Source organism: Bradyrhizobium sp. USDA 3311, assembly GCF_054062495.1.
This window is the reverse complement of record NZ_JBSSFI010000001.1, coordinates 8,035,761-8,059,217: the sequence shown is the minus strand read 5'-3', so window position 1 is coordinate 8,059,217 and position 23,457 is coordinate 8,035,761. Positions and strand designations below refer to the sequence as shown.

The 23,457-nt window shown below is 65.1% G+C and carries 23 protein-coding genes; 13 read left to right on the top strand and 10 right to left on the bottom strand.

All coding sequences use genetic code 11. The annotated features are described in order from the left end of the window. Positions 1–81: 81 nt before the first annotated feature. The 4 genes from ccoG to ccoS are packed head-to-tail and all read left to right on the top strand — an operon-like array spanning position 82 to position 4,419. On the top strand, positions 82–1,548 hold the full coding sequence (gene ccoG / locus ACVWW6_RS38400) for a cytochrome c oxidase accessory protein CcoG (RefSeq protein WP_011085552.1): 1,467 nt from the start codon (positions 82–84) through the stop codon (positions 1,546–1,548). A gap of 15 nt (positions 1,549–1,563) precedes the next feature. Next, positions 1,564–2,049 carry a FixH family protein gene (locus ACVWW6_RS38395; protein ID WP_060910999.1) on the top strand — a complete coding sequence of 162 codons (486 nt, stop codon included), beginning with the start codon at positions 1,564–1,566 and terminating at the stop codon, positions 2,047–2,049. Between the two features lie 10 nt (positions 2,050–2,059). Then, entirely contained in the window at positions 2,060–4,252 is a 2,193-nt protein-coding gene (locus tag ACVWW6_RS38390) for a cation-translocating P-type ATPase (RefSeq protein ID WP_456682590.1), read from the top strand. Next, the gene (ccoS, locus tag ACVWW6_RS38385; RefSeq protein ID WP_008138466.1) at positions 4,252–4,419 is read left to right on the top strand and encodes a cbb3-type cytochrome oxidase assembly protein CcoS; all 168 of its coding nucleotides are present in this window, start codon (positions 4,252–4,254) and stop codon (positions 4,417–4,419) included. Before ACVWW6_RS38390 ends, ccoS begins: the two co-directional genes overlap by 1 nt. On the opposite strand, the gene ACVWW6_RS38380 is transcribed toward ccoS, so the two are convergent. After that, positions 4,416–5,618 carry an MFS transporter gene (locus ACVWW6_RS38380; protein WP_456682589.1) on the bottom strand — a complete coding sequence of 401 codons (1,203 nt, stop codon included), beginning with the start codon at positions 5,616–5,618 and terminating at the stop codon, positions 4,416–4,418. The genes ccoS and ACVWW6_RS38380 overlap by 4 nt on opposite strands. A gap of 165 nt (positions 5,619–5,783) precedes the next feature. Continuing rightward, positions 5,784–6,266, bottom strand: coding sequence for a cupin domain-containing protein (locus tag ACVWW6_RS38375; RefSeq protein ID WP_456682588.1), 483 nt, complete (start codon positions 6,264–6,266; stop codon positions 5,784–5,786). Between the two features lie 237 nt (positions 6,267–6,503). Here ACVWW6_RS38375 and ACVWW6_RS38370 point away from each other — a divergent pair, with 237 nt between their 5' ends. Both ACVWW6_RS38370 and ACVWW6_RS38365 read left to right on the top strand, forming a co-directional pair. Beyond that, positions 6,504–6,788 carry a hypothetical protein gene (locus ACVWW6_RS38370; protein WP_028174767.1) on the top strand — a complete coding sequence of 95 codons (285 nt, stop codon included), beginning with the start codon at positions 6,504–6,506 and terminating at the stop codon, positions 6,786–6,788. An 82-nt stretch (positions 6,789–6,870) separates the two neighbouring features. Then, positions 6,871–7,587 (top strand): peroxiredoxin-like family protein, encoded by a 717-nt coding sequence (locus ACVWW6_RS38365; protein WP_456682587.1) that lies wholly within the window; start codon positions 6,871–6,873, stop codon positions 7,585–7,587. Positions 7,588–7,773: 186 nt separating this feature from the next. Here ACVWW6_RS38365 and ACVWW6_RS38360 read toward each other — a convergent pair whose 3' ends face one another. Further along, positions 7,774–8,661: a LysR family transcriptional regulator gene (locus tag ACVWW6_RS38360; RefSeq protein ID WP_456682586.1), complete on the bottom strand. Its 888-nt coding sequence runs from the start codon at positions 8,659–8,661 to the stop codon at positions 7,774–7,776. Between the two features lie 198 nt (positions 8,662–8,859). Between ACVWW6_RS38360 and ACVWW6_RS38355 the strand changes: the two genes are divergently transcribed. Then, the gene (locus tag ACVWW6_RS38355) at positions 8,860–10,008 is read left to right on the top strand and encodes a patatin-like phospholipase family protein (RefSeq protein ID WP_456682585.1); all 1,149 of its coding nucleotides are present in this window, start codon (positions 8,860–8,862) and stop codon (positions 10,006–10,008) included. 92 nt (positions 10,009–10,100) lie between these two features. Then, positions 10,101–11,051, top strand: coding sequence for an oxygenase MpaB family protein (locus ACVWW6_RS38350; RefSeq protein ID WP_456682584.1), 951 nt, complete (start codon positions 10,101–10,103; stop codon positions 11,049–11,051). 226 nt (positions 11,052–11,277) lie between these two features. Here ACVWW6_RS38350 and glgA read toward each other — a convergent pair whose 3' ends face one another. Continuing rightward, complete coding sequence (glgA, locus tag ACVWW6_RS38345) at positions 11,278–12,693, bottom strand: glycogen synthase GlgA (protein ID WP_038965823.1); 1,416 nt, start codon at positions 12,691–12,693, stop codon at positions 11,278–11,280. 185 nt (positions 12,694–12,878) lie between these two features. Here glgA and ACVWW6_RS38340 point away from each other — a divergent pair, with 185 nt between their 5' ends. The 3 genes from ACVWW6_RS38340 (at position 12,879) to ACVWW6_RS38330 (ending at position 16,483) form a co-directional block, all read left to right on the top strand. Beyond that, positions 12,879–14,075, top strand: a complete 1,197-nt coding sequence (locus ACVWW6_RS38340) for a CaiB/BaiF CoA transferase family protein (protein WP_060911008.1) — start codon at positions 12,879–12,881, stop codon at positions 14,073–14,075. A gap of 148 nt (positions 14,076–14,223) precedes the next feature. After that, positions 14,224–15,291, top strand: a complete 1,068-nt coding sequence (locus tag ACVWW6_RS38335) for an alcohol dehydrogenase (protein ID WP_271558294.1) — start codon at positions 14,224–14,226, stop codon at positions 15,289–15,291. 112 nt (positions 15,292–15,403) lie between these two features. Further along, complete coding sequence (locus ACVWW6_RS38330) at positions 15,404–16,483, top strand: isocitrate/isopropylmalate dehydrogenase family protein (RefSeq protein ID WP_028174773.1); 1,080 nt, start codon at positions 15,404–15,406, stop codon at positions 16,481–16,483. 41 nt (positions 16,484–16,524) lie between these two features. Here the strand turns inward: ACVWW6_RS38330 and ACVWW6_RS38325 are convergent, their stop codons facing one another. The 5 genes from ACVWW6_RS38325 to ACVWW6_RS38305 all read right to left on the bottom strand — a co-directional run bounded on the left by ACVWW6_RS38325 (position 16,525) and on the right by ACVWW6_RS38305 (position 21,065). Further along, positions 16,525–16,809 (bottom strand): hypothetical protein, encoded by a 285-nt coding sequence (locus ACVWW6_RS38325; RefSeq protein ID WP_271558298.1) that lies wholly within the window; start codon positions 16,807–16,809, stop codon positions 16,525–16,527. Positions 16,810–16,914: 105 nt separating this feature from the next. Beyond that, positions 16,915–17,730 (bottom strand): enoyl-CoA hydratase, encoded by an 816-nt coding sequence (locus ACVWW6_RS38320; protein WP_271611660.1) that lies wholly within the window; start codon positions 17,728–17,730, stop codon positions 16,915–16,917. 127 nt (positions 17,731–17,857) lie between these two features. Next, positions 17,858–19,207, bottom strand: coding sequence for a L,D-transpeptidase family protein (locus tag ACVWW6_RS38315; RefSeq protein ID WP_456682583.1), 1,350 nt, complete (start codon positions 19,205–19,207; stop codon positions 17,858–17,860). A gap of 410 nt (positions 19,208–19,617) precedes the next feature. After that, positions 19,618–19,989: a helix-turn-helix domain-containing protein gene (locus tag ACVWW6_RS38310; protein ID WP_014497036.1), complete on the bottom strand. Its 372-nt coding sequence runs from the start codon at positions 19,987–19,989 to the stop codon at positions 19,618–19,620. Positions 19,990–20,018: 29 nt separating this feature from the next. Beyond that, positions 20,019–21,065, bottom strand: coding sequence for a LysR family transcriptional regulator (locus tag ACVWW6_RS38305; RefSeq protein WP_011085570.1), 1,047 nt, complete (start codon positions 21,063–21,065; stop codon positions 20,019–20,021). A 482-nt stretch (positions 21,066–21,547) separates the two neighbouring features. Here ACVWW6_RS38305 and ACVWW6_RS38300 point away from each other — a divergent pair, with 482 nt between their 5' ends. Together ACVWW6_RS38300 and ACVWW6_RS38295 are read left to right on the top strand one after the other, a co-directional pair. Beyond that, complete coding sequence (locus ACVWW6_RS38300; protein WP_011085572.1) at positions 21,548–21,814, top strand: hypothetical protein; 267 nt, start codon at positions 21,548–21,550, stop codon at positions 21,812–21,814. A gap of 203 nt (positions 21,815–22,017) precedes the next feature. Further along, the gene (locus tag ACVWW6_RS38295) at positions 22,018–22,749 is read left to right on the top strand and encodes a cytochrome c biogenesis CcdA family protein (RefSeq protein ID WP_011085573.1); all 732 of its coding nucleotides are present in this window, start codon (positions 22,018–22,020) and stop codon (positions 22,747–22,749) included. A 25-nt stretch (positions 22,750–22,774) separates the two neighbouring features. Here ACVWW6_RS38295 and ACVWW6_RS38290 read toward each other — a convergent pair whose 3' ends face one another. Beyond that, positions 22,775–23,431: an HAD family hydrolase gene (locus ACVWW6_RS38290; protein ID WP_456682582.1), complete on the bottom strand. Its 657-nt coding sequence runs from the start codon at positions 23,429–23,431 to the stop codon at positions 22,775–22,777. Between the last annotated feature and the right edge of the window lie 26 nt (positions 23,432–23,457).

The following is a 23,457-nucleotide window of genomic DNA, read 5'->3' as shown; positions in this document are numbered from 1 at the left end:
GTGCCCCCGTTTGAGCTGGATCAACTGACGCGGCGACGTCGGGTCTAGGTTTAATCGCACCTCCTCGAAAAGTTTCAGGCGATGAACAAGACCGTGAACCCGAAAGACCTCACATCGGAAGATGACGTCGGGCCGCTCTACGCAGCCCGTAAGAAGGTCTATCCCCAGAGCGTCTCCGGCACGTTCCGCCGGATCAAATGGGGCCTGATGGCGTTCTGCCTCGGCGTTTACTACTTCCTGCCGTTCGTGCGCTGGAATCGCGGCCTTGGCGCGCCCAGCCAGGCGGTGCTGATCGATCTTCCCAACAGCCGCTTCTATTTCTTCTTCATCGAGCTGTGGCCGCAGGAGGTCTACTACTTCACCGGCCTGCTGATCGTCGCCGCGGTGGCGCTGTTTTTGATGAACTCCATCGGCGGCCGGATCTGGTGCGGCTATCTCTGTCCGCAGACCGTCTGGACCGACCTGTTCTACGCCGTCGAACGCCTGATCGAAGGCGACCGCCGCGAGCGGATGAAGAAGGACAAATCGTCCGATCCGATGAAGCTCGAGCGCATCTCCGAGATCGTGCTCAAGCATTCGATCTGGCTGCTGATCGCCTGGTGGACCGGCGGCGCCTGGGTGCTCTATTTCAACGACGCGCCGACCCTGGTGAAGGAACTCGTGACCTTCCAGGGGCCGATGATCGCCTATATCTGGATCGGCATCCTCACCGCGACGACCTATCTGCTGGCCGGCTACATGCGCGAGCAGGTCTGCACCTATATGTGCCCGTGGCCGCGGATCCAGGCAGCGCTCACCGACGAATGGGCGCTCAACGTCACCTACCGCTACGACCGCGGCGAGAAGCGCACCTCGGTGAAGAAGGCGGCCGAGCTGCGCGCGCTCGGCCAGCAGGTCGGCGATTGCGTCGATTGCTACCAGTGCGTCGCGGTGTGCCCGACCGGCATCGACATCCGCAACGGACCGCAGATGGAATGCATCCAGTGCGGCCTCTGCATCGACGCCTGCGACAACGTGATGACCAAGATCGGCCGGCCGAAGCGGCTGATCGGCTATGACAACGACATCAACATCCATCGCCGCCAGGAAGGCAAGGCGCCGATCTATCGGATCGTCCGGGCGCGCACCGTGGTCTACAGCGCGATCATCGCGGCCATCGGCGGCTTCATGATCTATACGCTGGCGACGCGCAGCCTGCTCGACGTCAACGTGCTGCACGACCGCAATCCGGTCGCGGTCAAGCTCAGCGACGGCTCGATCCGCAACGCCTACACGGTTCGGCTGCTCAACAAGAGCGGCTACGACCGCGTCATCGCGATCGACGCGAACGGTCCGGCCAATTTGACGGTTCACGTCATCGGCGTCGATTCGGTGACGCCGGACCGGCCGATGATCGTGATCCCCCGCGACTCCACCAGCGAGCTGCGCCTGCTGGTCACCGCGCCGGCGGAGACCAATCCCGAGAAGTCGATCCCGGTTCGCTTCCACGTCACCGATATCGGGCTCGGCGAGGTCGCGTCCGCCACCGATAATTTCGTCGCGCCCTAGGATCAGGAGACAGCCATGGCCTCCAAGCCGCTGACCGGAACAAAAGTCTTCCTGATGCTGGTCGCCTTCTTCGGCGTCGTGATCGGCGTCAACGTGACCATGATGAAGCTCGCGATCGCGACGCTGCCCGGCACCGACGTCGACAGCCCCTATGCCGCGGGTCTCACCTATGATCGCGAGATCTCGGCGGCGCAGGACCAGGCCGCGCGCAAATGGAAGGTCAACGCCCATATCGAGCGCGGGACCGATGGCGGCGCCGTGCTTCAGGTCGAGGCACGCGATGCCAGCGGCCAGCCGGTGTCCGGATTGAAGTTCGGCGGCCGGCTCGAGCGACCGACCGACAAGCGCGCCGATCTTTCGGTCGAGCTCTCGGAGGCAGGCATCGGCATCTATCGCGGCAGTGCCGCCTCCGTCGCGCCGGGCCAGTGGGACCTGGTGATCGAGGGCGAGGCGCGGGGGACGCGCGTATTCCTGTCGCGCAACCGCGTGATCCTGAACTGAGGACGTCGTCATGCACGTCACGCGGGATTTCTCGCACTACGTCCGGACCGCGGGCGAGGGTATCAAGCACATCGATCTCGCGGTCGAGGGGGTTCACTGCGCCGGCTGCATGGCCAAGATCGAGCGCGGATTGTCCGCCATCCCCGACGTCACGCTGGCGCGCGTGAATCTCACCGACCGCCGCGTCGCGCTGGAATGGAAAGCGGGCACGCTCGACCCGGGCCGTTTCATCGACCGGCTCGAAGAGCTCGGCTACAAGGCCTATCCGTTCGAGACCGAGAGCGCCGAAGTGGCCGAGGTCGCCGAATCGCGCTTCCTGCTGCGCTGCCTCGGCGTTGCGGCGTTCGCCACCATGAACGTGATGATGCTGTCGATCCCGGTATGGTCGGGCAACGTCTCGGACATGCTGCCCGAGCAGCGCGACTTCTTCCACTGGCTGTCGGCGCTGATCGCGCTGCCGGCGGCGGCCTATGCCGGCCAGCCGTTCTTCCGCTCGGCTTGGCGCGCGCTGTCGGCCAAGACGACCAACATGGACGTCCCGATCTCGATCGGCGTGATCCTCGCGCTCGGCATGTCCGTGGTCGAAACCATCCACCATGCCGAGCACGCCTATTTCGACGCGGCGATCATGCTGCTGACATTCCTGCTGGTCGGCCGCTTCCTTGACCAGAACATGCGGCGGCGGACGCGCGCGGTCGCCGGCAATCTCGCCGCGCTGAAGGCGGAGACGGCGGCCAAGTTCGTCGGGCCCGACGAGATTTCACAGGTGCCCGTCGCTGCGATCAGTCCTGGCGACATCGTGCTGCTGCGGCCCGGCGAGCGCTGTGCGGTCGACGGCACAGTGATCGAGGGGCGTTCCGAGATCGACCAGAGCCTGATCACCGGCGAGACGCTCTATGTCACGGCCGAGCAGGGCACGCCGGTCTATGCCGGCTCCATGAATATCTCCGGCACGTTGCGGGTGCGCGTTTCTGCGGCCTCCGAAGCGACGCTGCTCGCCGAGATCGCGCGGCTGCTCGACAACGCGCTCCAGGCACGCTCGCGCTACATGCGGCTCGCCGACCGCGCCTCGCGGCTCTACGCGCCGGTGGTGCATGCGACCGCGCTCATCACCATTTTGGGCTGGGTCATCGCGGGTGCGTCCTGGCATGATGCGATCGTGACCGGCGTTGCCGTGCTGATCATCACCTGTCCCTGCGCGCTTGGGCTCGCGATTCCGACGGTGCAGACGGTGGCCTCGGGCGCGATGTTCAAGTCCGGCGTGCTGCTCAACTCGGGCGATGCGATCGAGCGGCTGGCGGAAGCCGACCACGTCATCTTCGACAAGACCGGCACGCTGACGCTGCCCGACCTCGAAGTGATGAACGCGGCTGACATTCCCGCCGATATCTTCGAACTCGCCGGCCGCCTCGCGCTGTCGAGCCATCATCCGGTTGCCGCCGCGGTGGCGCAGGCCGCCGGCGCCAGGTCGCCGATCGTCGGCGCGGTCGAGGAGGCCGGGCAGGGCGTGCGCGCAGTCGTCGACGGCGCCGAGATCCGCCTTGGCCGTCCGTCCTTCTGCGGCGCCGAGGCGCTGGTCGGCGACGGGACGAGGCTCGATCCCGAAGCCTCCATCGTGGCTTTCAGCAAGGGAGCCGAAAAATTCATCCTTTGGGTGCGTCAGGGCCTGCGTCCGGACGCTCAGGCCGTGATCGCGGCGCTGAAGGCGCGCAACATCGGCATCGAGATCCTCTCCGGCGACCGCGAGCCGGCGGTGAAGGCCGCGGCCCATGCGCTCGCCATTCCGGAATGGCGTGCCGGCGTCACGCCGGCCGACAAGATCGCGCGGATCGAGGAATTGAAGCGGCGCGGAGCAAGAGTGCTGATGGTCGGCGACGGCGTGAACGACGCGCCCTCGCTGGCGGCCGCCCACGTCTCGATGTCGCCGATCTCGGCGGCGCATCTCAGCCAGGCCACCGCCGATCTCGTCTTCCTCGGCCGGCCGCTGGCTCCTGTCGTCGCCGCGATCGATTCCGCGCGCAAGGCGCTGCACCTGATGCGGCAGAACCTCTGGCTTGCCATCGGCTATAACGTCCTCGCGGTGCCGGTTGCGATCAGCGGCGTCGTGACGCCCCTGATTGCCGCTGCCGCCATGAGCGGATCGTCGATCCTGGTCATGCTGAATTCGCTGCGCGCCCGCAGCGACTCGCGGGAGATCGTGTGATGGAAATCCTGGTCATCCTGGTTCCGCTGGCGTTGATGCTCGGAGGCGCCGGTCTCGTCGCCTTCCTCTGGTCGCTCAGGAGCGGCCAGTACGACGATCTCGACGGAGCGGCGTGGCGCGCGATCGCCGACGACGAGCCGCCGCAGGAAGCGCCGGTCAAGCGCTAGCGCTTCAGGGCGAATGTGAGCATGGCCGCGGCCGCGAGGGCCACGCCGACACCGGCGACGCAGGCGTGCCAGCCGAAACTGTCGAACAGTCGCCCGAGCACGGCCGTGCCGATCAGCCCGCCGCAGAAGTAGCAGGCAAGATAGGTTCCGCTGGCGACGCCGCGGTTGTCGGTGGCGGCCTGTCCGACGAAGCCGGTCGCGGCGGCCTGCGCGAAGAATGTTCCGACACCGACCAGAACCATGCCGATGAGCACTTCGCCCAGATGCGGTGCCAGCATCAGCGGCAGGCCCAGTCCGGCGACGGCGAGCGAGCCCCATATTGTCGGCCGCGTCCCGAGCCGCGAGGCCACCCTGCCGGCGAGCAACGTCGTGACGACCGACGGCAGGAAGACGAAATAGACGAGACCCAGATCCATCATGCCGAGCGACAGCGGCGGCCGGACCAGCACGAAATTGACGAATGTGAAGGTGCCGATGAAGGCGAACAGGATGCAGAAGCCGATGCCGTAGGTGGCGCGCAGCCGCGGATTGCGCCAATGCGCGATCATGGCGACAAGCGGCGGGCCCGCCGGCGTCATGGCATGCATCGGCTGCACGCGCCTGATGGTGAAATAGACCAGCGCCGCGCCGGCGAAGTTGAGCGCCGCGAAGAAATAGAAATTCCAGGCGAGACCGAGGCCGTCGGCGACCGCCGCCGAGATCAGCCGGCCGACGAGGTTGCTGGCGACATTGCCGGTGATGTAGGCGGCAAACGCGCCGCCGGCGTCCATCGCGCTGCATTGCTCGCCGAGATAGGCGAGGGTGAGCGCGAAGGCAGATGCCATGCACAGGCCCTGCGCGATCCGCAAGGCGGTGAAGACGCCAAGATTTGGCGCGATCGCCAGCAGGCTCGTAGGCACCGCCAGCAGCGTGAGGCTGAGCAGGATGCCGGTCCGCCGGTTGATATGCGGGCTGAAGAAGCCGACGACGAGGCTAGCAATCGCCATGCCGAAGGTGCTGGCGTTGACGGCAAAGCCCATCGCCGCCGGCGTGACGCCGTAATGGCGCGCCAGCGAGGGCAGGATCGCCTGCGTCGCGAAGAGATCGACGACGGTCAGGAAGGCGGTGAGGCCGATGACGAGCGAACGAAGCGCAAGGCCCGGGGAATGCGCGTTCATCGTCATCGCGGCCGGTTTGATCGACGCGGAAAGATCGGTCATGGCACGGCTCTCCGTTGATCTGTCATTCCGGGCTGGTGCGGACGGGACCGCAAAGTGCGGCTCGGTGCACCAGACCCGGAATCTCGAGGTTCCCAGGTGCGCAAATTGCGCACCGTAGTTCGATGCTACGCATCGCCCCGGAACGGCGGCCTGTTCAAGCGCGCGTCACATGTGGTGGTCATTAGGGTCCCTGCGGACGTCGCCGACATAGAGAATGACGGTTTCCTTGCCGAGGTTCTTCCACCAGTGCGAGGTGCCTGATACCTCGGGGCGGATGTCGCCGGCCTTGTGCACGATCGGATCGACGCAGTTGGACGCGTACTCGACGATCTCGCCCTGCTGCACGAAGATCAGGGCAGGACGGTCGTCGTGGCTGTGCCAGGGCACGATGCCGCCGGGCTCGATGGTGAGCTTGCGGAAGCGCAGCTCGCGGCCCTCGATATGCGCCGGCTGCTTGCCGAGGTCGATGGCGCCGAGCGTGACGTCGGTGACGCCGACCGGCTTATAGTCGACCATCTGGCGCGCGTTCGGCTTGATCTTGTCGACAGGACATTCGCCCGCGAGCGCCGGCTGCGCCGCAAATGTCAGTGCACCGAGAACGGCTGCGCCCGACCAGACCAGGCGCGACAACATGTGCTGCTTGAACATGGGAACTCTCCTCTGTTGGCCGCAACCTCGCTGGTCGCCGGCTATGGCAGGAGCTTCGTCGAGATCGCGTCGAGGTTGAAATACCGGCTTGCTTTCGATGTGATAGCCTTGCGCTATGTTGATGCGCGGCGGCTATCGAACCGATTGGGCATCGGCATTTCCGCTTCCGGAGTATCCGGCGTCCGATGGCAGGGCGCCCGATTGGCGGGCGTTCACGTCAATCCGGAGGAGCATCTCATGACGAAAGTGTCCAAGACTCTGATTTTTACCGCCGCCTTCGCGGTGATCGCCACCTCGGCCTTCTCGGAAGCGGCCTGGGATTTGAAGGCGGGCATGGCCTATGTCTATGGCGGGCCCGGCAAGATGTCGGCGATGGCCATGGCCCCGGCCGAGAAGAACCACGACGTGATGATGAAGCACGCCAAGAAGGTGCCCGACAACACCGTCTTCTTCATGGACAACGGCACGCTGTACTCCGCGTCCGGCCGGCTCGACCCCACCGGCAATTTCTACGTGAACTGAACCGGCCCTCGCGTAACGGCCGCCCCTTGCGGGCGGCCGAACCAGGAACCCAATATTCGCCCTTCGAACGCCGGAGCGGAAGATGACCTCTCTCTCACCAGCTGACGCCGAGCAGCTCAAGCTTGCCTTCCACCGCTGCCGCGAGATGGAGGGAACCCTGAACGAGCAGCTCCTCGCGTATGCCGACGCAAGCCGCCAGGTGTTTCCGGCCTATGGCGAGGCGGTCGATCGCCTGGTGGCGCGATTGAACGGGAACGGCGGCGGCGAGACCGCGCCGCGTCCGGGCGATCCGATGCCGCTATTCATGCTGCCGGACGAGACGGGGCGTCTCGTGACGTTGCCCGCGCTGCTGGCGCAAGGCCCCGTCGCGGTGATGTTCTTCCGCGGCCACTGGTGCCCCTATTGCCGGCTCAATGTGCGCGCCGTGGTGCAGGCGCAGGACCGTGTCAAGGCGATGGGCGCGCAGGTCGTTGCGATCATGCCGGAGACGCAGGAATACACGCGGCAGATCAAGGCCGATTCCGGTGCGCCATTTCCGATCCTGACCGATCTCGACAACGGCTATGCGCTGTCGCTCAATCTCGCGATCTGGCTCGGCGCCGAGATCCAGCGCCTGTTGTCCTATCAGGACATGGCGAAATTCCACGGCAATGACGGCTGGATGCTGCCGATCCCGGCGGTGTTCGTGGTCGGTCGCGACGGCATCGTCAGGGCCCGCTTCGTCGATCCCGATTTCCGCAAGCGCATGGAGATCGACGATCTGCTCGAGGCGCTGGAGAGCGCGGGCCGGGAGAACTGAGGCTCGCGTTTTCTTCCCCGCTCCCCTTGTGGGAGAGGGTGGCTCGCCGCATAGCGGCGAGACGGGCGAGGGGTCTCTCTCCTCCAACGCTGAGCTGAGTTTAAGGAGACATACCCCTCATCCGGCGCTTCGCGCCACCTTCTCCCACAAGGGGAGAAGGAAGAAGAGCAGCGATCGTTCTCGCGGCTACCCCGCAATCGCCCGCCAGTCCGCACAGCGCAGCATGCGCATCACGGCGTTGGCCACCGCCGTGCGCTGGCGGCCGGCGACGCCATAGAGGCTGACGGTGCGGCGGGCATCGAGGCCGGCAACCGCAGCGCGTTTCAGGCTCTCCGGCACGGGCGAGGTGTGGGGCATCATGGCGATGCCGATATCGGCCTCCACCAGCTCGATCAGATCGCGTTCGCTCGAAATCTCGTGGCCGTGATCGACATCGATGCCGTGCTCGCGCAGGCTCGCTGCGATGCGCTTGGAATGCTCGCAATAGCTGCGGCCGAGCAATTGTTCCGCGCGCAGGTCGTCCGGCTCGATCGTGTCGTGCTCGGCAAGCCGGTGCTCCCTGCTGACGATGAGATCGAACGCCTCGGTGAACAGCGGCCAGACGTCGAGCCGTTCCCAGGCCTCGTCGATCTCGGCGGCGATGCCGAGCTCGGCCTCGCCCTTCTTCAGGAATTCTGCGACCTCGCGGCTCGTCCCGCGCAGGAAGCGGAATTCGAGCCGGTTGAACTGCCGCCTGATCTCGTTGAGGTGCGGGATGAGCAGCGCCAGGTCGACCGAATGCGTCAGCGCAACGCGGAGCGCGCCGACCTCACCACTCTTGAACGAGGAGGCGAGCGAGCGCGCACCGGCGGCGGCGTCATAGCACTGCTTCAGCAGCGGATGCATGCGCTGGCCGAGCTCGGTCAGTTGCGCCGCCGGCCGTTCGCGGCGAAACAGGTCGCCGCCCAGCTCGGCCTCGAGCTGCTTGATCGCGCGCGTCAGCGAGGGCTGCGTGACGTTGCACTCCTCGGCGGCGCGCGTGAAATTCAAAAGCTGCGCCACCGCGAGGAAATAGCGGACCTGGTGCATTTCCATGGATCGGCTCCCGGCAGGATCGGCCGGAAATCTAACCGATCGGGACAGGGAATGATATCCTGGCCGCCATAGCGCGTGCGTATGGTTTCGGAAGCCAAGCGGCATTTCCAAAAGACCCGGCAATCGCGAAAAATGGCAAGACGTAACAATAGCCTTACGCCTGACGAATGATAACCATAGGCCCGACAGGAGCGAGACATGAACGGCATGCGGGACAACGGGCAACGAAAGAGCATGGACCTGCCGGGTCAGGTCGTCCTCGTGCTGCAGGGCGGCGGCGCGCTCGGCTCCTACCAGGCCGGCGTCTACCAGGCGCTGCACGAGGCCGGCATCGAGCCGGACTGGATCATCGGCACCTCGATCGGCGCCATCAATGCGAGCCTCATCGCGGGCAATGCGCCGGAGCATCGGCTGGCGCGCCTGAAGGAATTCTGGAAGCGGATGGAGCAGAATCCGGTCTGGAACTGGCGCACTGCGTTTCCCGACTTCAACGAGAAGCTCGCCTATTGGTCGACCGTGACCCACGGCATTCCCGGCTTCTTCCGGCCCAACCCGCTGGCGCATGCCGGGGATACCTACCCGCTGGGCGCCGATCACGCCGGTTTCTATTCGACCGCGCCGCTGGAGAAGACGCTGAGCGAGCTGGTCGATTTCGACCTCGCCAATCGCTGCGCGCCGCGCCTGACGGTCGGAGCGGCCCATGTCGGCACCAGCGAAATGCGCTATTTCGACAGCCGCGACGGCGAGCTGACGGTGAAACATGTCATGGCCTCCGGCGCATTGCCGCCGGCCTTCCCGGCGGTGCGCATCGATGGCGAACTCTATTGGGACGGGGGCATTCTCTCGAACACACCGACGGAAGCGGTGTTCGACGACAATCCGCGCAGGGATTCGCTGATCTTCTCCGTGCATCTGTGGAATCCGGTCGGCGCCGAGCCAACCACGATGGCGGAGGTGCTGAACCGGCACAAGGATGTGATGTATTCCAGCCGGATCGCGAGCCAGATCGTCCGCCAGCAGCAGGCCCATCGCCTGCGCCACGTCATCAACCAGCTCGCCGCGCGTCTGCCCGAGAACGAGCGCAGCGATCCCGCGGTGAGGGAGCTGATGAGCTACGGCTGTCCGACCCGCATGCATGTCGTGCGGCTGCTGGCGCCGCAGCTCGACCGCGAGACCCATACCAAGGACATCGACTTCAGCCCGTCGGGCATTACGCGGCGCTGGCATGCCGGCTATGCCCACACGAGGTCCGTGCTCGCACGAAAGCCGTGGACCGGCGAATTCGATCCGCTCGCCGGCGTGGTGCTGCACGAGCATATGGACGAGATGCCGATTGCGGCGGAGTAGGGGCCTTGTCCGTGATCTGTTTTGGGCCGTGACGATATCACGAGGGCGCTGTCTGGGCTATTATCGCGGCGTCTTCGTCGCGAGGATCGCAATTGGTCGTTGAGAAAGATCTGGAGGCGGCGCTCGATCAGGTCCGCGTCGATGCGGCGGGGCCGGTCCCCGGCGTGTTCGGTCCGTCCTCGGTCACCTGGCGGATCGACCGGGAGGCCGTCATCTTTCTCGGCGCCGGCCGTGCGCTGCTGCTGCAATTGGCTCACCCCTGGGTCGCTGCCGCCATCGCCGAGCACTCCCGGACGTTGGCCGATCCGATCGGCCGCTTTCACCGCACCTTCGACATCGTCTTCGCCATGGTGTTCGGCTCGCTCGACCGTGCCTTGCTGTCGTCGCGGCAACTGCACCGGCGTCACAGCATGATCGTCGGAGAGATGCCCGGGACGGTGGGCCCATTCGCTGCCGGCTCGCGCTACTGCGCCAACGACATCCCGTCATTGCGCTGGGTTCATGCGACGCTGGTCGAGACGGGGCTGATGGCGCATGATCTGGTTCTGCCGCAGCTCTCCGTGGAGGAGCGCGAGCGCTACTGGACCGAGGGCCGGCTGTTCGGCGCCTTGTTTGGATTGACCGGGGATGATTTGCCGGCGGACTGGTCCGGCTTTGCCGCCTACACCGCGGCGATGGTGCAGTCGGAGACATTGACCGTCAGCCCGGCCGCGCGCGAGATCGCGACACAAATCTTCACCGGCGCCCGTCCTTGGTTGCGCCCGCCGCGCTGGTATCGCGCGCTTACGGCAAGCCTGCTGCCGGAGCGATTGCGTGCAGGCTTCGGGTTCGAACTGGACGAGCGCGATATCAGATCCGCCGACAACGCGATGAAATGGATCAGGCGCGTCTATCCGAAATTGCCGGACAGGCTGCGCTATGTCGGTCCCTACCAGGAAGCGCAGGCGCGGCTGCGAGGAGAGTTGCAGCCGGACTGGATAACCCGTTGCCTCAACCGCGCCTGGATCGGACGGCCGCAGATGGACGTGCGCGGCAAGGGGTGAAGGCCTCGGTCCTCACCCCGTCATCCTGAGGTGCGAGTGGCGCGATGCGAGAGCATCGCGCCGGGAGCCTCGAAGGATGCACGGCCCCACTGCAGCCGGGCCGTCGCCCTTCGAGGCTCGCCGAAGAGGCGAGGACCTCCAGCGACAACGGCTCCGCCGTTGCGCGGGGGGGACGGGGGGAGATAGGCGCTCGCAATGACGGAGTATGTGGAAGCGCCGTCGCGCCTCACACCGCTGCCAGCTTCCGGTACAGCGCGCTATAGCTGTCGGCCGAGATGCTCCAGGAGAACGACCGTCCCATGGCGCTGCGGCGCATGGAGTCGAGCTGGTCCTGCGCCATGAAGGCTTCGAAGGCCCGGCGGACGCCGCCGAGGAAGGATTCGTGCGAGGGTCTCGAGAACAGGAAGCCGGTCTCGCCGTCGGTGATGGTCTCGGCCAAGCCGCCGGTCTGGTGCCCGATCGGCAGCGAGCCGAAGCGCTGGGCGTACATCTGGCTGAGGCCGCACGGCTCGAAGCGCGACGGCATCAGGGTGAAGTCGCTGCCGGCGAAGATGCGCCGCGCCTGAGCGTCGTTGAAGCCGATCGCAACGCCGATCGCATCGGGGCGGCGGCGATGTGCGTCGATCAGCGCCTGCTCGAGCGCCGGCTCGCCGGAGCCGGTGACCACGATCTGGCCGCCGGCATCGATGATCTCGTCGGCCGCGGACAGCACGAGGTCGATGCCCTTCTGGTGCACGAGCCGCGCGACGATGCCGAACATCGGGCCGCGCGACACCGCCAGCCCGAACTGCTTGCGCACATAGTCCGCATTGGCCTTCTTGCCGACCCAGTCGCCGGCGCCGAATTGCTGGGCGAGCTGGGCGCAGGAGCGCGGGTCCCAGCTCTCGTCGATGCCGTTGAGGATGCCGGTGAGCTCGGCGGCGTCCGAGCGCAGCCGGAGCAGACCCTCCAGGCCGCAGCCGAACTCGGCCGTGGTGATCTCGCGCGCATAGGTGCCGCTGACGGTGGTGAGATGCGAGGCGTAGACGAGGCCAGCCTTGAGGAAGGAGACCTGGTCGTAGAATTCGAGGCCGTCGATGTGGAAGGCGCTTTCCGGTGCGCCGATCCGCCGCAGCGAGTCCTTCGGGAAGAGGCCCTGATAGGCGAGGTTGTGAATGGTCAGGATCGACGGCAGCTTGGCACCGCGCCAGGCGAGATAGGCGGGCACGAGCGAGGCCTGCCAGTCGTTGGCATGGATCAGGTCTGCTGCCCAATTCTTGTCCAGCTTGCCCATGGCCAGCTCAGCGGCTGCCGAGGCAAAGCGCGCGAAGCGGATGTCGTTGTCCGGCCAGTCGCGTCCAGACTCGTCGCCATAGGGATTGCCGGGCCGGTCGTAGAGTTGCGAGCATAACAGCACATAGACCGGCAGGCCGTCCTTGGTCGCGGCCCGGCCGAGCGAGCAGGCCGGCAGATCCGCAAACGACGGGCAGCGGCCAACGATCTGAATATGCGTGAGTTGCTCGATGATGTCGCGATAGCCGGGCAACATGATCCGGATATCGGCGAAGGGGCGAAGGGCTCTGGGCAGGGCAGCGGAAACGGCTCCAAGTCCGCCGACGCGGACGAAGTCGTCCATTTCTGTCGTAACGAACAAGACCCTCAAGAACAGTTGCCCCTTGCCGATCCGGTTTGCTGCTATGCAAGAACGGGTCCAGTTGCCCCGCAATTCCCAAGCACGCCTGCGAAACGCCTCCGCTCGGTAAAGACTTTCCTACTCAGCCGCCGCCCTCTAGGGTCGGCGCAGAGAACATTCATTGTTCCTAGGATACGCCGGGAGACGCGGCACGCATGCAGCTAGCAGATAAGCATGAGAGCACGACGACAAAGGCCTTCGCCGGACTCAGGGTGCTGGATTTTTCGACCACCATCGCCGGTCCCCATTGCACGCGGATGCTCGCCGATATGGGCGCCGAGGTCATCAAGATCGAGACCGACGGCGGCGAGACAATGCGGACCCGGCCGCCGCTGCGCAAGGGGTGCAGCACCGTATTCGGCCAGCTCAATGTCGGCAAGAAGAGCGTCGTGCTCGACCTCAAGTCCGAGGACGGCAGGGAGGCGATCCTCCGGCTGGCCGCGACCGCCGACATCCTGGTCGAGAACTTCCGGCCCGGCGTGATGCACCGGCTGCGGCTCGACTACGACAGAATGCGCCCGGTCAATCCCAGGCTGATTTATTGCTCGATCTCGGGCTACGGCCAGAGCGGCCCCTCGGCCGAGCTGCCGGCCTATGCGCCGGTGATCCACGCGGCCTCCGGCTATGACATGGCGCATCTCGCCTACCAGCCCGGCCGTAACCGCCCCGACTATTGCGGCATCTACCATGCCGACGTCGTCACCGGCACCTACGGTTTTGGGGCGATTGCGTCGGCGCTCTATCAGCGCACGGTGACCGGGCTTGGCCAGCACATCGACGTCTCCATGCTGGAGTCGATGCTGACGCTGACTCTGATCGAGTTGCAGAGCTCGCAGTTCGCGGTGAAGCCGCCACCGCGCCCGATGTTCGGGCCGACCGAGACGGCCAATGGCTACGTCATGATCACGGTCGCGAGCGAAAAGACGTTTCAGTGCTTGATGGGCGTGATCGGCCGCCCCGACTGGATCTCCGATCCGCGCTTCTCTGCCTACGCTGCGCGCCGCGAGAACTGGGCCGACTTGATGGACGGCGTCGAGGCCTGGTCGCGGCAGCTCTCGACGGAGGCATGCCTCGTCGCACTTGGCGCGGCCGGCGTGCCGGCCTCGGCCTATCGCACCGTCTCCGAGGCGCTGGCCGATCCGCAGCTCGCGCACCGGCAGGCGCTCTCGTCGGTGGAGGATGGCGGCGGATCGTTCCAGGTTCTCAATCTGCCGTTCCGGATGTCCGGCGCCGACACGACGCCGGCCAGGGCGATGGCCGCGCTCGGCGAGCACACGGATGCGTTGCGCGACGAGATTGGCCTCGCCGATGACGCGTCAATTCCGTCAGGCAAAACGGCCGCGCAAGGGTGACGGAAGGCTCGGTGCGGCGAGCAATGCGGCCTTGCGCGCGGCCGGCTTGCCACCGTCGGCCGGCGTAAACTAGACAGGTGCGCGTTTGTCTCGCCTCGCCGGCCGTGGCATGGTGGCGCGACAACAAGAAGCATGCGGGAGGACGCCGATGAAGAGTTTCAAGGTCGCCGATTTCAAGGCGCCGCTGCAGGAGTTCGACGAGCCCACGCCGCAGCCGTCGGGCACGCAGGTGCTGATCAAGGTGAAGGCCGCCGGCGTCTGCCACAGCGACCTCCATATCTGGGAAGGCGGTTACGATCTCGGCCATGGCCGCAAGCCGCTGTCGCTGAAGGACCGCGGCATCAATCTGCCGCTGACCATGGGCCACGAGACGGTCGGTGAAATCCTGGCTTTCGGTCCTGACGTGAAGCCGACCGACCAGGGTGATCTCAGGCTCGGCGATGTCGGCCTGGTCTATCCCTGGATCGGCTGCGGCAAGTGCGCGACCTGCCTTGGCGGCGACGAGAACATGTGCCTGACGCCGCGCTCGCTCGGCGTCTATTGCGACGGCGGCTATTCCGATCACATGCTGGTGCCGCATCCGCGCTATCTGCTGAACCTCAAAGGGCTCGATCCCGCGACCACCGCGCCCTATGCCTGCTCGGGCGTCACCACCTACAGTGCGCTGAAGAAGGTCGAGCAGCATTTCGACACGCCGATCGTGATGTTCGGCGCCGGCGGCCTCGGCCTGATGGCGCTGTCGCTGTTGAAAGCGATGGGCGGCAAGGGCGCGATCATGGTCGACATCGACGCCAGGAAGCGCGAGGCGGCGGAGAAGGCCGGCGCGCTTGCGACCGTCGATCCCAAGGCGCCGGACGCGCTGGAGCAGCTTGCCAAGAAAGCGGGCGGGCCGATCCGCGCCGTCATCGACCTCGTCGGCAATGCCGCGACGACACAGCTCGGCTTCGACTGCCTGACCAAGGGCGGCAAGCTCGTCATCGTCGGCCTGTTCGGCGGCGGTGCGACCTGGGCGCTGCCGCTGATTCCGATCAAGGCGGTGACCATCCAGGGCAGCTATGTCGGCAATCTGCGCGAGACGCAGGAACTGCTCGACCTCGTGCGAACGAAGAACGTGCCGCCGATCCCGGTGACGCGTCAGCCGCTCGCCAAGGCCAACGACGCGCTGGTGCAATTGCAGCAGGGCGCCGTGGTCGGGCGCACGGTGCTGACGCCGTAGTTTCTCTTTACGTCATTCCGGGGCGATGCAAAGCATCGAACCCGGAATCTCGAGATTCCGGGTTCGGTCCTGCGGACCGCCCGGAATGACGCCCGAAAATGCAGGAACCCCCATGTCCGCAAACAACGCCTTCCACATCGCCGTGCTCGCCGGTGACGGCATCGGCCCTGAAGTCATGGCTCCGGCGATCGAGGTGCTGCGCAAGATCGAACAGAAATCGGATTTGCGCTTCCGCTTCACCGAGGCGCCGGCCGGTGCCAACAATTATCTCGCCACCGGCAAGTCGATGCCCGAGAGCACGATCAAGCTGTGCGAGGAGGCGGATGCGATCCTGCTCGGGGCCTGCGGCCTGCCGTCGGTGCGCTACCCCGACAACACCGAGATCGCGCCGCAGATCGAGCTGCGCTTCATCTTCGATCTCTATGCCGGCGTGCGGCCGGCGCGGCTCATTCCGGGCGTGCCGAGCCCGATCGTCGGCGCCGACACGCGCGGTATCGACCTCGTCGTGATCCGCGAATCCACCGAGGGCCTGTTCGCCTCGATGGGCAAGGGCGTCGTCACCCATGAGGATGCGCGCGAGACCATGGTGATCACGCGCCGGACCTCCGAGCGCCTGTTCGAGTTCTCGTTTCGCCTCGCCGCACGCCGCAAGGCGCGCGGCAAGCCGGGGATGCTGACCTGCGTCGACAAGGCGAACGTGTTCAAGGCCTTTGCCTTCTTCCGCGGCATCTTCGACGAGATTGCCAAGAAGCATCCGGAGGTGAGGACCGACCGGCTCTATGTCGATGCCTGCTCGGCGATGCTGGTGAAGCGTCCCTGGGATTTCGACGTGATGGTGATGGAGAACATGTTCGGCGACATCGTCTCCGACATCACCGCGAGCCTGATCGGCGGTCTCGGCATGGCGCCGTCGGCCGACATCGGCGACAAATACGCCGTGTTCCAGCCTTGCCACGGCACCGCGCCCGATATCATGGGGCAGGGCAAGGCCAATCCGACCGGCATGATCCTGTCGGCCGCGATGATGCTGGACTGGATCGCGGACAAGCACGGCGTCGAGAGCGCGGCAGAAGCCGGCGAGACGATCGAACGTGCGGTGGACCAGGTCTATGCCGGCGGCATCAAGCCGATGGAGTTCGGCGGCAGCAACGGCACGGCCGACATCACGAAGGCGGTCCTGGGGGCGCTGTAGTCAGATGCCAAGAGAAAGGAGCCTCGCGGCCCCTTCGTCGTTCACCAGCGGTGCCAGTGGCGGTGACCCCAGCCCCATGGGCGCGGGCCGCCATAGTACCGGCGCGGGCCACCGTAATAGCCATAGGCGCCGTAATAGTTCGGACGCCACCAGCAGCGGCCCCACTGATTACAGACCATTCGGACCTGATCGACGTCAGCGGCCGGACCGCTTGCGACGCGATCGGCTTGGGGAATGCCGTTCGGCATCGCCGCGAGCGCTTGTCCTGACGCCAGTGCAGCGCTGCCGAGCGCGGCCAGACCAAGCACAGCAAACTTGAGTTTCATCGCAATCTCCCTCGTTGGTGGCGGAAGAACTTGCGACGGATCAGTTGGTTGCTATCGCGGTGCAGGAGGCAGAGGAATTTAATCTTCCTGAATGCCGGTTCAGCTTCACCGCCCCGAAAATTGCGGCTTGCGCTTCTCCATGAAGGCCTGCCGGCCCTCGCGAAAATCGGCGGAGTCCATGCAGGCATGGCCGATCGCCTTGATCGCCTCCATGTCGCGACCGCTTTCGTCCTTCAGCACCTGTGCGATGGTGATCTTGGCGGCCTTGATCGCGAGCGGGGCGTTCTGCGAGATCGTCGCGGCGATCGCCATGGTCTCGCCCCAGAGCTGATCGTCCGGGACCACGCGCTCGACGAGGCCAATGCGCAGCGCTTCCGCGGAATCGATCCGCATGCCCGTGTACATCAGCAGCCGCGCCCAGGACGGGCCGACCAACGACACCAGGTGCCGCAATCCGTCGTAGCCATAGGCGATGCCGAGCCTTGCCGCGGGAATGCCGAACTGGCTGCCATGCGCAGCGATGCGGATGTCGGCGAGCATCGCGACCTGCATGCCGCCGCCGAGACAAAAGCCCTGGATGCAGGCGATCGTCGGCTTGGGATAGTCGGCGAGCAGCGCGCGCTGGGCGGCGCTGCGCCTGGCGTATTCCTCGGACGCCGCCGCGTTGTGGCGCGTCTTCTCGAACTGGCTGATGTCGGCGCCGGATACGAACGCCTTGCCGCCGGCGCCGCGCAGGATCACGACGCGCACCGCGTCGTCGTCGCGCAAGGCCGTCAGTGCCTCGCCAAATCCTTCCCACATCTCCAGCGACATCGCATTGCGCTTGTCGGGATTGTTGAAGGTGATCACGCCGACGCCATCAGTGGCGTGCTTGAGGATCTTGCCGTCGGCGTAGGAAGTTTCATTGGAAATGTCGGGCATCGCGCGCTCGCTTGTCGTAGGCCGGGCGCAATGTGCTGCCGGGCCGAGGTCCGGGTCAACCGCGGCGAGGCGAGGGGCTCTGCATCCGCCTGTGCCGCGATTGCATGGCGCGGCTACCGCGCCGATCCTAGCGCGTCATGTGCGCGGTCAGCGGATGGCTGCCGGCATTGCTGAAGAAGGCCGCCTCTTCCGCGGTCGCCTCCAGCAACTGCTCGTCCTGGTTATAGACGTCGTTGCGGAACTGGACGGTCTGGTCCTTGGTCATCCACGCCGTGAGATAGATCCAGGCCACCGGGACCTTCTTCGCCATGGCGACGTCGAGGTGCTGGCCGGTCGCGATTTCAGCGTCGATCGCGGCGCGGCTCCACTTCGGCTGGTCCTTGAGCAGCCAGGCGGCGAGATCGCGCACGTTGTCGACGCGCGAGCAGCCGTGGGAATCGAAACGGTAGTCGTCGCTGAACAGATTGCGCTGGTTGGTGTCGTGCATGTAAACCGAGTAGGCGTTCGGCATGTCGATCTTCACCGCGCCGAGCGCGTTGAAGGTGCCGTTCTGCTGGCGCACGGTGAAGTTCGGCGTATGCGTGCCGGACCAGTCGACCGAATGCGGATCGATCGGATTGTCGTGGGCGTCGAGCACCTCCATGTGCATACGCGACAGGTAGGTCGGGTCCTTGCGCATATGCGCGGAGATTTCGGTCTTGGCGATCGATGACGGCACCGTCCAGGTCGGATTGAGAACGACGCTGGTGATCTGGGCCGTCAGTGTCGGCGAGGGCTTTTCGGTCTTGCCGACGATGACGCGATAGCGCCGCACCACGACGTCGTTCTCGACCGCTTCGGCAAAGGCCGCGGGGATGTTGACCACGACATAGCGCTGGCCGAAGCCGAAATTCATGTTCTCGAGCCGCTGGAGCGAAGCCTCCAGCTGCCGGATGCGCTTCTGCACGGAAACGTTCATCGCCGCGAGCGTGCGCGGCGTCACCATGCCGGTCGGCGCCAGCCCGTGGCGGGCCTGGAAACGCTTCACCGCGTCCGCGATATCCTGGTCGAAGGCGCCGCTTGCCTTGTCGGCGGAAAGGTCGCCGGAGACGATCAGCCGCTTGCGCAGCAGGTCGTCATTGGCGCCCTGGACGCCGAGTGCGAATTTGGCGTCCGCCGGGATCGTCGGCCAGCCGCCGCGCACCGCGAGATCGGAATAGCTGAGCGCCGCGTCCTTGATGCGCTGGGCTGAGCCCTCGTCATAGGTCGGCTCGTGCGTCATCGCGAGCGCCGCGGCCGAGCGGCTTTCCGGCGTCGAGGCCGAGGTCGACGCGGCGGTTTTCGGCGCGGCCGCGTGGGCCGGATTGGCGGCGGCCGGCACGGTGCCGCCCGACGCCGCCGGGCTGGAGCCGGCCTGGCCCGTGGTCTCGGTCTGCGCGAGCGCGGAAGCGCTGGCGAAGAGGCCCATGGCAATCATCACGGCATGGCGCTTCGACATCTGTCTTGTTCTTCCCCTGAGGACGAGGCCCGGACGAGCGCTCGCATTGGCAATTTCCCGGTCGCCGCGCCGCGGGCGCCGATTGGTAAGATCGGCGGGAAGCTAGGGCATCAATATTGAGGTCCCATTAAGCACGGCAGTCGAAAACTCCGCGCGTCCAGTGCGGAGTCTCTCGATTGGGTCGCGGCAGGGTGGAGATGGGTTCGCGAAAACCGCGGGCGGGGGCAGGGAAAAGATGAAGAAAAAGATCAAGAAAAAGACCAAAAAAAAGGGCGGTCAGGCCGCCCCGAATGCCGCGCGCGGACGGCGCGCAGGCCAAATCTGATCCAGCAGGTCTCGTTCAATCCGGCCGCGCCCCCGTGACGCGGTGGATTGAACGTCGGCCTTGAAGGCCAGACCGCCGAGATGGATCAGGCTTCGTTCGCCGCGATCGATTCCATCAGCGAGACGAGCTGACGCTGCACCGTCTGGTCCTTGATCTTGCTGTAAGCGCGCAGCAGGCGGAGGCTGAAGGCCGAATCGAGGAACAGCAGGCTCTCGACTTCGCGCGCCTTGTTGTCGCCGTCGTAGAAGAAGGTCACGGGCACGTCGAGGGCGGTGGCGATCTGCTGAAGCCGAGCCGCGCCGACGCGATTGACGCCCTTCTCGTATTTCTGAACCTGCTGGAAGCTGACGCCGAGCTTCTCGCCGAGCTCGGCCTGCGAGATCTTCATCTCGACGCGCCGCAGACGGATCCGTTTGCCAAGCTCGATGTCGGGCTTGCCGGCACTGCGTTGCTTCATTCTCTTCGCCGCTGTTTTCATGTTCGTTCTCACCGTTCTTCGGTTGAAAATCCCCCGAAGAGCTGGGTCAGGGGTTCGCCCATATACGAGTCCTTGAATTCATGCGGGTGCACGAACTCTTCCTTAAACCACGGGAAGCGAGCCGGATTGAAAGCCTCGATCAGCCAGTCAATCATGTGCCGTACCCGCGGAATTCGGCCGCTACCGGGATGGTAGGACAACCAGATATCCAGCGGTCGGTTCAGCTCGACCTCCAGTGGAATCAACTTCCCGCCAAGCGCGACGGCGTAGCTCGGGAATACGCCGATTCCGGCGCCATTCGCGACAGCCCAGTAGTTGGCGCTTGAGACGTTGGTCTTCATGACCAGAAGGTCACGTTCAGGAACGCCCGGGAAGAAGCTCTCGAAAGTTTCCTTGGCGGCGAGCTGGTCGGCGAATTGCAGCACCAGGCGGTGCTTGATCAATTCCATTGCCGAGCGCGGAGCGCCATGTTTCTCGATGTATTTCTCGGACGCCCAGAACATCAGATGCATGCGGCCGAGCCGCACCAGCTTGACGTCGAGCGCGGAAGGACGCGACAGGTGGATGGCGACGTCAGCCTCGTGGCGGGAGACGTCTGCGGATCGCATCGCGCAATGCAGGTCGACCAGAATCTTCGGATAGGCCTGCTGGAATTCGACCAGGCGCGGGGCGAGCCAGAACGTCCCGAGGCCCTCGGTCACGGCGACGCGGACCTCGCCGGACAGGACATTGGCCGTCGAATCGCTGGTGCGCAGCACGTCGAATGCAGCCGCCTCCATTCGTTCGACGGCGGAGACCACCATCGTGCCCTCGTCAGTCAGGTGGGTGCCGTGCACGTCGCGGGTGAAAAGGGTAGTGCCGGTCTGACGCTCGAAATCGTCGATGCGTCGGCGGACGGCGTTGATCGACAGCGACAGACGTTCGGCCGCCGAGCGGAAACTTCCGGATCGGACGACTTCCAGGAAAATCCGGGCGGCATCCCAATCCGAGAGGCCGCTGAGATTTGCTTTTTGGCGTTCCTCTAATGGAACGCCCCTTTCCGCCAAGGAGTGCATACAAGTCCCTTCGGGTTGTTAAACTGGCAGAATCTGGCGCAAACCACAACCACGACGGGTTGGGGAATGGCGAGTTTTGAACGCCATCCTTACTACCTCGAAGGTGGTATCTGAGTGCGGCCAAGGGCTGGGAATCGGGCAAACTTTCGCCCGAATGAGGGGTGTCGCGTGAGTTCCGTTGCGAGCCGTGAAATGGCTGCGGGATTGTCGGCGCTGTCCGCAATGGATCTGCTTGCGAGAGAGGCGTTCCCGCCTTCCAGGACGGATCGATCACAGCGCATCGTGCGTTCTACCCTTTGTCGTTTCGATGATGGCCAATTAAGCAGCGGGGCGATGTTCGCCGGAACCGCAGTTTCAACGCAGAAACACACTGAAATCATGTTCAGAGGCGCAGCGGCCTCGTGCTATCGTTGGCTCTCCATGGGGGCCAGAGGGGTCGTCACCAACACGTCTCGCAGGCCGAATTAACGGAAAGAACGCCGGTGTCGCATTCAGACGAACAGTTGCAGTCGGTGCTGGAAACGCTCGAGGAGTGCCGCAGGGTTCTCAACGAGATCAATAGCCGTGAGTCGGCCGAGCTGCTGTCCATTGTCATCCTGGACGTGCGGATGAAACTCAAAGGAATTGACAGTGCCGATCTCAAGGCATTGTGCGACGAAATGCTGCGGAGCGCTGCAAGCGAACCGCCACCCCCCTCCAAGCAGACGCAGGACCAGCCCCGGCGTCCGCTGCTCCGCGTGGTGAAGTAGCCGCGCCGCCGGATCTCGCTTTTTGGCGAGGTTTGTGCGCGTCCCGATGCCGCATCTGTGATTGCGGACGGCATCGGGAGGAGCCCTGGTTTTGTGCGCCTCTGTTGCGCATTTTCCGGCATCGGCTACACCAGAGCCGGTGCTCCGGGCCGCGCGCATTCCCCGCGCGCCGCGCCGGCGCCTGAGATGGCTCCGACTGCATCATGCAAAATGTTTCGATCCCGGCGGCGCTGATTGCCGGCCTCGTCAGCTTCCTCTCCCCATGCGTCCTGCCGCTGGTCCCGCCCTACCTGATCTATCTCACGGGCGCGACGATCGAGCATGTCGAGAGCGACGAGCCGTCATCGGCCTCCAAGCGCGCGATCATGATGTCGGCGCTTCTGTTCGTGCTCGGCTTCTCCACCGTGTTCGTGGCGCTCGGCGCCAGCGCCTCGCTGGTCGGCGGGCTGATCCGGGCCTGGTCGGCGGAGCTGTCGATCCTCGCCGGCGTCGTCATCATCGTGATGGGTCTGCACTTCCTCGGCCTGACGCGCATCGGCCTGTTGATGCGCGAGGGCCGGCTGCCGATCCCGAAACCCGTCGGCCTGTGGGGCGCCTACATCATGGGCCTCGCCTTCGCCTTCGGCTGGACGCCCTGCATCGGCCCGATCCTCGCCGCGATCCTCTCGATCGCCGCGGCCGAAGCCACGGTGACCAAGGGCGCAGGGCTCCTCGCGGTCTATTCCGCGGGCCTCGGCATTCCCTTCCTGATCGCCGCGCTGATGATCGAGCAGTTCTCCGCGCTGTTCGCGCGCATGAAGGGCCATCTCGTCAATGTCGAGCGCGCCATGGGCGTGTTGATGGTGATCACCGGCATCGGCTTTCTCACCGGCGCGGTCTCGAATGTGAGCATCTGGCTGCTGGAGACGTTTCCGGCGTTGCAGACGTTCGGGTAGGGCGTGTCGAATGGGAGTGCTGCAATCATTCCATGCTCAGCAAAGCCGGAAGGTCGCTCATGCGATGAAAGAGGTCGTCGCAGACAGCTGCTAACTCTTGCTCAATTTCCGGATCACCTCCGGTAAAGCCGAGGACCCTCATTCCTGCGGCCTTTGCTGCGTAAATCCCGGACAATGAGTCCTCAACAACGATGCAACGTGAGGGGTGAGCGCCCAACGTCTGCGCAGCATGCAGAAACAGGCCGGGGTCCGGCTTCCACGAACCAACCTCGTACGCACTGAATATGCGTCCTTCGAAGTGCCCCAGCAAGCTCGTCAATCCGAGTGCATGCGTGAGTTTCGACATGGGTCCGTTAGACGCCACGCAAACCGGAGCGGTGATTGCAGCCAACGCTGCATGGATTCCCTCGACAGGCCTCAGTTCGGCATCAAAAGCCAGCGCGGTTGCTTGCCGAACGTCGGCGACGAAAGTGTCTCGGACACTGCGGCCTAACCGGCGCTCGATTTCGCGCACGCAGTCCGTCATCTTCACCCCTCGGAACGAACGTATCGCGTCTTCCATGCCGATCGACACGCCTTCCTCAGATGCTGTCCGGACCAGCACGGTCAGGGCAATGATCTCACTATCGACCAGGACACCGTCCGAATCGAAGATAATGAGTTCGGGACTTGCACAGGTCATCCTTGCGATGCTCCAAGCACATAGTT

Coding starts and splice junctions, on each gene's coding strand:
- ACVWW6_RS38305 (WP_011085570.1), bottom strand. CDS start 21,065: ATGCACTCCTTGGCGGAAAGGGGCGTTCCATTAGAGGAACGCCAAAAA.
- ccoS (WP_008138466.1), top strand. CDS start 4,252: ATGGAAATCCTGGTCATCCTGGTTCCGCTGGCGTTGATGCTCGGAGGC.
- ACVWW6_RS38295 (WP_011085573.1), top strand. CDS start 22,018: ATGCAAAATGTTTCGATCCCGGCGGCGCTGATTGCCGGCCTCGTCAGC.
- ACVWW6_RS38365 (WP_456682587.1), top strand. CDS start 6,871: ATGACCTCTCTCTCACCAGCTGACGCCGAGCAGCTCAAGCTTGCCTTC.
- ACVWW6_RS38375 (WP_456682588.1), bottom strand. CDS start 6,266: ATGTTCAAGCAGCACATGTTGTCGCGCCTGGTCTGGTCGGGCGCAGCC.
- ACVWW6_RS38325 (WP_271558298.1), bottom strand. CDS start 16,809: ATGAAACTCAAGTTTGCTGTGCTTGGTCTGGCCGCGCTCGGCAGCGCT.
- ACVWW6_RS38290 (WP_456682582.1), bottom strand. CDS start 23,431: ATGACCTGTGCAAGTCCCGAACTCATTATCTTCGATTCGGACGGTGTC.
- ACVWW6_RS38355 (WP_456682585.1), top strand. CDS start 8,860: ATGAACGGCATGCGGGACAACGGGCAACGAAAGAGCATGGACCTGCCG.
- ccoG (WP_011085552.1), top strand. CDS start 82: ATGAACAAGACCGTGAACCCGAAAGACCTCACATCGGAAGATGACGTC.
- ACVWW6_RS38390 (WP_456682590.1), top strand. CDS start 2,060: ATGCACGTCACGCGGGATTTCTCGCACTACGTCCGGACCGCGGGCGAG.
- ACVWW6_RS38395 (WP_060910999.1), top strand. CDS start 1,564: ATGGCCTCCAAGCCGCTGACCGGAACAAAAGTCTTCCTGATGCTGGTC.
- ACVWW6_RS38320 (WP_271611660.1), bottom strand. CDS start 17,730: ATGCCCGACATTTCCAATGAAACTTCCTACGCCGACGGCAAGATCCTC.
- ACVWW6_RS38315 (WP_456682583.1), bottom strand. CDS start 19,207: ATGTCGAAGCGCCATGCCGTGATGATTGCCATGGGCCTCTTCGCCAGC.
- ACVWW6_RS38380 (WP_456682589.1), bottom strand. CDS start 5,618: ATGACCGATCTTTCCGCGTCGATCAAACCGGCCGCGATGACGATGAAC.
- ACVWW6_RS38370 (WP_028174767.1), top strand. CDS start 6,504: ATGACGAAAGTGTCCAAGACTCTGATTTTTACCGCCGCCTTCGCGGTG.
- ACVWW6_RS38310 (WP_014497036.1), bottom strand. CDS start 19,989: ATGAAGCAACGCAGTGCCGGCAAGCCCGACATCGAGCTTGGCAAACGG.
- ACVWW6_RS38360 (WP_456682586.1), bottom strand. CDS start 8,661: ATGGAAATGCACCAGGTCCGCTATTTCCTCGCGGTGGCGCAGCTTTTG.
- ACVWW6_RS38330 (WP_028174773.1), top strand. CDS start 15,404: ATGTCCGCAAACAACGCCTTCCACATCGCCGTGCTCGCCGGTGACGGC.
- ACVWW6_RS38340 (WP_060911008.1), top strand. CDS start 12,879: ATGCAGCTAGCAGATAAGCATGAGAGCACGACGACAAAGGCCTTCGCC.
- ACVWW6_RS38335 (WP_271558294.1), top strand. CDS start 14,224: ATGAAGAGTTTCAAGGTCGCCGATTTCAAGGCGCCGCTGCAGGAGTTC.